Origin of the sequence: Aeromonas eucrenophila (genome assembly GCF_000819865.1) — a bacterium.
GTDB classification, from domain to species: domain Bacteria; phylum Pseudomonadota; class Gammaproteobacteria; order Enterobacterales; family Aeromonadaceae; genus Aeromonas; species Aeromonas eucrenophila.
Genome location: NZ_CDDF01000019.1, coordinates 119,678 through 127,214 on the forward strand (window position 1 = coordinate 119,678; position 7,537 = coordinate 127,214).

Genomic DNA, 7,537 nt, shown 5'->3' on the forward strand with positions numbered 1-7,537 from the left:
TCTGCGGGAGGTCGTGCATGCTCTCCGCTGAACAGCGCCGCCTCGCCAGCCGGTTCGATCACCATCTGCACGATGCCCGTCGCCGGGCCCTCGACGGGGGATTGGGCTGGTTCTGGGTGATCAACCTGATCGCCATCCTGTTCCTGCTGACCCGCTTCTACATCTTTTGGGATGCCCATATGATGCCGACCGGGATCCTGCCCTGGCACTATGAGTGGCAGCTCATCGCCATGATGTGCCTCTGCCTGCTGCTGCCCCTCCTGTGGCGCTGGCTCTTCCGCCAGCCGTCTTCGGTGTGGCGACCCTGGCTGTGGGGCTGCGCCCTGTGCTGGGGGATGGCCTGGGCATCGGCGGGCTACACCATCTCCCTCGTCGATCCCAAGGGGAGCTTCAGTCTTATCTTCAACATGGTCAGCCTGCTGCTGCTGACGGCCCTCATCGCCTTCTACAGCGAACTGCGGCTGTTCTACTGCCTGGCGGCCGCCCCCTTGCTGTATTTGCTGGTGCTGGCCGGTGGCAGCCCGTCCCCGATCAACATGGTCAACGTGCTGGCGGTGGGGGTGCTGCTCACCGTGCTGGAGACCGGGCGACGCATGCTCAACGGCTGGTTCGAGCTGGCGGTCTCGCGGGAGCATGACAACCTGGTGCTGGCGCGCAAGCTGGATGCCATGGCCAACAGCGATCCCCTGACCGGGGTGGCCAATCGCCGCTACTTCGCCACCGTCAGCGAGCAGATCCTCAAGGAGGTGCGGGCGCACCAGACCTCCCTCGCCCTGATCCTGCTGGATGTGGATTTCTTCAAGTTGTACAACGATCGTTACGGTCATCAGCAGGGGGATGAGTGTCTGATCGCGGTGGCTGACTGCCTGCGCACCTCCCTGCGCGAGCCCACGGATGTGGTGGCCCGCTATGGCGGTGAGGAGTTCGTGATCCTGCTGTACGGGGCCGATGGTGCCGCCGCTGAGACGGTGGCTAGACGGATCGCCAGCGAGCTGGCCCGCTGCGCCATTCCCCACGCCGGCTCCAGCGTTGCCGATCAGGTGACCGCGAGTCTCGGCATCGCCCTGCTACGCAGCGGTGAAACCATAGGCGAGCTGCTGGTGCGAGCGGATGAGGCGCTGTATCGGGTCAAGGATAGGGGACGAAATGGCTATCAGACAGCCCCTTGAGTCTGCTCCCGCAGCCAGAGGCTGATCCGCTCCTCCAGCCAGAAGCGGGGGCGCCAGGGCGTGCCGTGCAGGAAGCCCACGTGGCCACCCCGTCGGCTCAGCTCGTAGCGCACCAGGGGAGAGAGCTGTTCCGCTGTCGGGATCACCGCCCGGGTCATGAAGGGATCGTCGGCCGCGTGGATCACCAGGGTCGGGATGGGGATCCGGGCCAGGAGATCGAGGCCGGAGCAGCTCTGATAGTAGTGATCGGCACTGTCGAACCCGTGCAGCGGCGCCGTGATCTGTTCGTCGAAGTCGCGCAGGGTGGCGATGCGGTCGACCTGCTCCGGTTGCCAGCGGGCCCGGGCCGCGTCCTGATGACGGATCTTGCTCTGCAGATTGCTGCGCATGGTGCGCAGCAGATAGCTCTGATAGACCCGTGAAAACCCTTGATTGACCCGATCGGCGCAGCTGGCCAGTTGCAGCGGTGCCGAGATCACCACGGCGGCCTTCAATTCCGCAGGGCAGCCGCGCGCCAGCAGATTCACCAGCATGTTGCCACCAAGGGAATAGCCGATGGCCACCATGGGCTTGCCGGGAAAGCGGCGGCCGAGCTCGGTGATCAGCGCCTGCGCATCCTCGATGGCACCGGAGTGATAGGCCCGCAGCAGCCGGTTCGGCTCACCACTGCAGCCTCGAAAATGCATCAGCACCGCCTCGTTCCCCTGTTGCTGCAGGTGGGCAAACAGTCCCTTGGCATAGTGGGAGTGGATGCTCCCCTCCAGACCGTGAAACAGCACCAGCAGCGGCCGCTCGTCCTGGCGGATGGGCCCGCTCCAGGCGAGATCGACGAAATCCCCGTCCGCCAGCTCGAACCGCTCGGCGGTGAAGCGGGCCGGCGTGCGGCGCAACCACTTGGGCAAGATGGTTTGCAGGTGAGGATTGCGGGCCCACCAGGGGGCGTGAAAGTGGCTCTCTGTCAGCATGAAAGGGCTCGGGGTAGCGGGCGGGTCAAGGGGGCGGCGAGCCAGGCTCGCCGCGTTCGTCAGGCGGGCAGGCGGTCGTGGTGTTCGGCCCCGCGCAGCATGGCCTGGATCAGTTCGTTGGCCTCGAATTTGGTCAGCGCCTCGTGGGCGCCGACCTGGTGGGCGCGCTCCACGCTGATCTCGCTGGAGAGGGAGGTGTGCAGGATGATGTAGGCCTCCGCCAGCTTGGGATCGCTCTGCACCTCGAACGCCAGCTCGTAGCCGTCCAGCCCCGGCATCTCGATGTCGCTCACCAGAATGTCGATCCGGCTGCCCTGGCCGACCTTGCCCTGCATCAGGCTGAGGGCATCGCGCCCGTTGGTGCACACCTCGTAGGGAATGTTGATGTAATCCAGCGCCGCCATCAGCTGGCGGCGGGCGACCGAGGAGTCGTCCACCAGCAGGATCCGCATCGGTTTGAGCCGTTCGCGCTGCACGTCGGTCAGCACCGGATAGAGGTGGCTGGGATCGTCCGGATAGACCCGGGAGAGGATCAGCTCCACGTCCAGCAGCTGGATCAACTGCTCGCCAACCTTGGTCACCCCGGTCACGAACACGTTCTGGCCGAGGGAGGGCGGGGGCGGCTCTATGTCACGCCAGTTGCACTCGGTGATCTTGTCGATGCCCCGCACCAGGAAGCCCACCAGGGTGCGGCGGCAGTCGGTGATGATGATGAAACACTGGGCCATCTCCTCCCGGGTGATGCGTCTATACCCCACCGCCATGGCCATGTCGATCACCGGTATGGTGGTGCCCCGCATGTTGGCGGCGCCGAGCACGGTCGGGTGTGAATGGGGCAGGGCGGTGAGCTGGGTGTAGGGGACTATCTCCTTCACCTTGAGGGTGCCGATGGCGAAGGATTGCCTGGCGGAGAGGTGAAACAGCAACATGCCCTGGGATTGGTTGGCCTTGCTCGTCATGGCGGATGTCCTGTTGATCTAAACGATGGCGGTCGATTCGGTGTTCAGCATAGAAGATGATGATAGCGATGACCCGTCTGTTGTTAACGACCGGGGGCCGCAAAACTGGATCCCTTTCACCATTATTTCTTTGCTCATCAGGCTCAGGCCGAGGGGGACTGCGACAGGGAATCGAGGGGCAGGCCGAGCCAGCGCAGGCAAGCCTCGGCCAGTGCGCCCTCATCCCTGAACCCGAGTTTTGCCACCACCTGTGCCGGCTTGCTGCCGCTTCGGAGCAGGCGCGCCGCCTGCAGCAGTTGCCACTGGGCGCCGAGGGCCTCGGGATCCAGTCCGGCGGCCCTGAGGGATTGCCCGGCGGCGAGGCCACCCGCCTGCAGCGCACGCCAGGCGCTTTGCAACCCCTGATCCCCCTGTGAGCGGAGGGTGCAGCCCCGCAACTCGTCTTGGATCACCCGCAGACGGTGGCCATAGGCCCCTTGCCAGTCGCGTTCCCGGTCCCAGCTGGCCAAGCTATCCAACAAAGCATCCAGCAGCGGGGTGGGTTGCAACCAGCCTGCCTGGGCGGGTTGCGCCACGCGCACCGAGCAGATCAGCCGGTCGATGTGACTGCCGGCCAGGGGGGTGAAGGCGGCGAGGGCATCGGCGCACAGCCAGAAGTGGCTGCCCGCCGTCAGCAGCAGTTCATGGGCGCCGAGTCTTAGCAGCGCCGCTCCCTGGGTGACGCGCAGCAGTTGTCCCATGGGGACACGCTTGCGGGCACCGACCTGCAGATGAGGAGTGGAAAAATGCTGATATTCGATGGCGTGATGCATGGTGAAACCCTGATATGATGCTGCCTGGAGGTAACAAAAATGGAAACCAGACGTAAAAAACGCTTCATTGCCGGTGCAGTTTGTCCGGCGTGCGGCAAGATGGACACCATGATGCTGTATATGGAGCATGGAGTCGAGAAGGTGACCTGTGTCGACTGCGGGGATACCCAGGTGCAGACCCAGGCCGAGGTGGACAAGGCGACCCGCGAGGCCGAACAGGTGATAGGGGTGTTCAGGCCGGAATAGGGGTCAACCTCATCGCTCCAAAAGAAAGCCGGCCTGGCGCCGTGCTGATGAGTTTTTCAGCATATCGGAGGGGGCCCTGCCATATGCTTGGCCACCTTTTTAAGGTATTCTGGGCCCGTTTTTTTCTATCCGCAGGATCCCTGACATGAAAGTAGCTCCCCTGAGCGTGGTTACGCTGGAATACACGGTCACCGACGAACACGGTGAAGTCATCGACACCACTGTCGGTAAAGAGCCTCTGGTGTATCTGCACGGTACCCGTTATCTGGTCGCCGGCCTCGAAGCCGAGCTGGAAGGTCGCAGCGTGGGCGAGGCGTTCGACGTCACCCTGACGCCAGGCCAGGCTTATGGCGAGTACGACGAGACTCTGGTGCAGGAAGTGCCCGGCGAGCTGTTCGACGGCATGGAAGTGTCCGAAGGGGATACTTTCGTTGCCGAGACCGATGATGGCCACCGTCCGGTGACCGTGGTTGAAGTCTCCGAAGAGTTCATCAAGGTGGATGGCAACCATCCGCTGGCCGGTGTGACCCTGGGCTTCAAGGTCGAGATCAAGGACGTCCGTGCCGCCACCGCCGAAGAGCTGGCCCATGGCCACGTCCACGGTGCCGGTGGTTGCGGTCACGATCATGGCCACGACCATGATCACGACCACGGCCATGAGCACGGCGGCTGCTGCGGTGGTGGTGGCCACGGTCACGATCACGGCCATGACCACGGTGATGACCATGGCCACGGCGGTTGCTGTGGTGGTGGCGGTTGCGGTGGCAAGGGTCACCAGCACTGATCTGCCCCAAGGCTTGATAAAAAAACCCGCGTCTGACGCGGGTTTTTTTATGGTGCTACGGGCCGCGCTCAATAGTGCGGTGGCGGCGTCTCTTCGGCCATGCTGGCGATTTGGCTCGGTTGCACGCTCTGCAGCTTGTCGACCAACAGCTGGATCTGATGCTTGAGCCGGTCGAGTTCACGGCCCTGGGTGGTCACCTCCTCGTTGAGCTGCTCCACCGTGTATTCGGCATAGGCGAGACGGCTTTCCAGGGTCTCGAGACGATCGTTAAGTTGCTGACTCATGGGCCTTTTGGTCCTTTACTTGATAGTCCAGATTTCGGCCAGGCCACTGGAACTGGCGCTGACGAGGTGGCTATTGTCGCGCAAAGCCACGCCATAGACCACAGCGCTCGGCGGTTTCACGTCTGGATGGGGCGATACCTGCCAGCGTTGCAGCAGGCTGCCGTCGCTCACCCGCCACAGGGAGAGCTGACGGGAGGGGGCCCCGGTGATGAGCCACTGACCGTCATTGGCGAAACGGGCGCTGGTATGGACCTCGAAGCGGTGATCGAGTCGCAGCCGGCTCAGCTCCTTGCCGGTTTTCAAGTCCCAGATGCTGGCCTGATGGCTGTCGGCGGTGAAGGCAACGCGCCCCGCCGAGTCCAGCCTCGCCATCACCACCCGGCCGCCGTGGTGGAAACGCCATATCACCTGGCCCGAACGGGTGTCCCACAAATAGGCGCTGTAGTCGTTGCCCCCGGTGAGGGCGTAGCGGCCATTGGCACTGAGATCCACCGTATTGACCTGCTCGGTATGACCGAGAAACTGCAGCCGGCGGCCGCTTCGGGTATCCACCAGCTCCGCCTTGCCGTCGGCTCGCCCGATCAATACCTGACGCGCATCGGCGGACAATGCCGCGTCCCTCAGGCTGGATTCAGGAAGCGAATAGTAGCCTTGGGACTGGCCATCTTGCAGGCGCCAGATGGCGAAGGTGTGCTGGGTTGCGGTGATGGCGTGGCTGTCGTCAGGGGAAAAACGGGTGAGGGTCACGAAGTCATTCTGGTCATCGGACTGACGCCAGCGCCAGCGTTCCTTGCCCTGTACCAGATCCCACACCACCGTGCCCTGGCTCAGGCTGGAGACGATGGCTTGCTTGCCGTCGAGACTCAGATCCGCGCTCAGCAAGCCTTGTTTGGCGAGGGGGATCTGCAGGTTCGGTGATGAGCTCTGTTCGCAGCCCGTCAGCGTCAGGCAGATAGCGATGAGATAAATGGCACTTTTGATCATTTTTCCTGTCTCATGCTTTCGTTACCTGCGATCACGGCGTTAGTATAAGGCGCTTATCACGATAAACCTCTCATTTCACGAAGGAACCGAGAGCGGTATTTAGAGTTTTGGAGAAACGGATGAACAATTTTCTGAAGGTGTCCCTGCTGGCTGCGGCCGTTGCCGTTGGTCTGACTGGTTGCCAAAAAGATGAAAAACCTGCTGCCAATACCGCAGAGGTGAAGGCAGAAGCCAGCAAGCCGGCAGAGGCCCCCAAGGCTGAAGCCAAGAGCTTTGAAGAGCAATCCGGCTATGCCATCGGCCTCTCCATGGGTCGTTATATCGCCAACACCCTGGAACGTCAGCAGGAGTTGGGTATCAAGCTGGATAACACCGTCATCCTCAAAGGGGTGACCGACGGTCTGGGCAAAGAAGCCAGCATGACCGACGAAGAGATCCAGAAGGTTCTGCAACAGTACGACGCCAAGATCAACGAGTTGACCAAGGCCAAGGCTGACAAAGATGCCGTGGACAACCTGAAGAAGGGTGAAGAGTACCTGGCCGCCAACGCCAAGAAAGAGGGCGTGAAGAGCACCGAATCCGGCCTGCAGTATCAGGTCGAGAAGCTGGGTGACGGCGCCAAGCCCAAGGCCACCGACATCGTCAAGGTCCACTACACCGGCACCCTGACCGATGGCACCAAGTTCGATAGCTCCGTCGATCGTGGCGAGCCGGCCACCTTCCCGCTCAACCAGGTGATCCCGGGTTGGACCGAAGGCGTGCAACTGATGCCGGTCGGTTCCAAGTTCAAGTTCTTCCTGCCGTCCAAGCTGGCCTATGGCGAGCACGGTGCAGGCTCCATCCCGGCGAACGCCGTGCTGGTATTTGACGTCGAGCTGCTGGCCATCGAAAAGCCGGCCGCCGAAGGTGACAACAGCAAGAAATAAGCACAATGCTGCACAAAAACGGCTCCTCAGGGAGCCGTTTTTACTTGGTTCGACCCGCCGCTGGCGAGAGAAGAAATAGGGTCGTCACATCTTGAGTGTGTGGCGGGTAGCCCCCAGAATAGACAACAAAATCAATCGCAAGGATGGATCCCGTGGCTGAAAGCAAACCTCGCGTCCTGTTGGTGGAAGACACCCGCAGTCTGGCGGTCGTCTATGAGCAGTACCTGGCCCAGGATGGCTATGAGGTGTTGCTGGCCGACTGTGGCCAGCAGGCGCTGGCGCAGCTGCTGGCGAGCCCGCCCCCCGTGGTGCTGCTGGATCTGGAGCTGCCCGACATGTCCGGCATGGACATCTTGCAGCAGATCACCGAGCAGCAGTTGCCCTGCTCCGTGGTGGTGATCACCGCCC

General features: G+C 62.5%; 10 protein-coding genes. 5 read left to right on the forward strand and 5 right to left on the reverse strand.

Annotated features, from left to right (window positions below; translation table 11 throughout):
- The first annotated feature begins 17 nt into the window (after positions 1–17).
- Complete coding sequence (locus BN1124_RS20105) at positions 18–1,169, forward strand: GGDEF domain-containing protein (RefSeq protein WP_042644907.1); 1,152 nt, start codon at positions 18–20, stop codon at positions 1,167–1,169.
- Here the strand turns inward: BN1124_RS20105 and BN1124_RS20110 are convergent.
- From BN1124_RS20110 to BN1124_RS20120, 3 genes are all read right to left on the reverse strand, one after another.
- A complete protein-coding gene (locus tag BN1124_RS20110; RefSeq protein WP_042644909.1) occupies positions 1,154–2,134 on the reverse strand; it encodes a hydrolase in 981 nt (326 codons plus the stop codon). The two genes, BN1124_RS20105 and BN1124_RS20110, sit on opposite strands and share 16 nt — an antisense overlap.
- Positions 2,135–2,193: 59 nt before the next feature.
- Entirely contained in the window at positions 2,194–3,093 is a 900-nt protein-coding gene (locus tag BN1124_RS20115) for a chemotaxis protein CheV (RefSeq protein ID WP_042644911.1), read from the reverse strand.
- A 143-nt stretch (positions 3,094–3,236) separates the two neighbouring features.
- Positions 3,237–3,905, reverse strand: a complete 669-nt coding sequence (locus BN1124_RS20120) for a hypothetical protein (RefSeq protein WP_042644913.1) — start codon at positions 3,903–3,905, stop codon at positions 3,237–3,239.
- Positions 3,906–3,944: 39 nt separating this feature from the next.
- On the opposite strand from BN1124_RS20120, the gene BN1124_RS20125 reads away from it, so the two are divergent.
- Together BN1124_RS20125 and BN1124_RS20130 are read left to right on the forward strand one after the other, a co-directional pair.
- Entirely contained in the window at positions 3,945–4,151 is a 207-nt protein-coding gene (locus BN1124_RS20125) for a YheV family putative zinc ribbon protein (RefSeq protein WP_033130616.1), read from the forward strand.
- 145 nt (positions 4,152–4,296) lie between these two features.
- The gene (locus tag BN1124_RS20130; protein ID WP_042644916.1) at positions 4,297–4,935 is read left to right on the forward strand and encodes an FKBP-type peptidyl-prolyl cis-trans isomerase; all 639 of its coding nucleotides are present in this window, start codon (positions 4,297–4,299) and stop codon (positions 4,933–4,935) included.
- A gap of 68 nt (positions 4,936–5,003) precedes the next feature.
- Here the strand turns inward: BN1124_RS20130 and BN1124_RS20135 are convergent, their stop codons facing one another.
- On the reverse strand, positions 5,004–5,219 hold the full coding sequence (locus BN1124_RS20135) for a SlyX family protein (RefSeq protein ID WP_025328072.1): 216 nt from the start codon (positions 5,217–5,219) through the stop codon (positions 5,004–5,006).
- 15 nt (positions 5,220–5,234) lie between these two features.
- On the reverse strand, positions 5,235–6,203 hold the full coding sequence (locus BN1124_RS20140) for a WD40 repeat domain-containing protein (protein ID WP_042644918.1): 969 nt from the start codon (positions 6,201–6,203) through the stop codon (positions 5,235–5,237).
- A 119-nt stretch (positions 6,204–6,322) separates the two neighbouring features.
- Here BN1124_RS20140 and fkpA point away from each other — a divergent pair, with 119 nt between their 5' ends.
- Together fkpA and BN1124_RS20150 are read left to right on the forward strand one after the other, a co-directional pair.
- Positions 6,323–7,129, forward strand: coding sequence for an FKBP-type peptidyl-prolyl cis-trans isomerase (gene fkpA / locus BN1124_RS20145; RefSeq protein ID WP_042644920.1), 807 nt, complete (start codon positions 6,323–6,325; stop codon positions 7,127–7,129).
- A gap of 152 nt (positions 7,130–7,281) precedes the next feature.
- On the forward strand, positions 7,282–7,537 hold a 256-nt coding region (locus BN1124_RS20150), incomplete at its 3' end, for a response regulator (protein WP_042644922.1).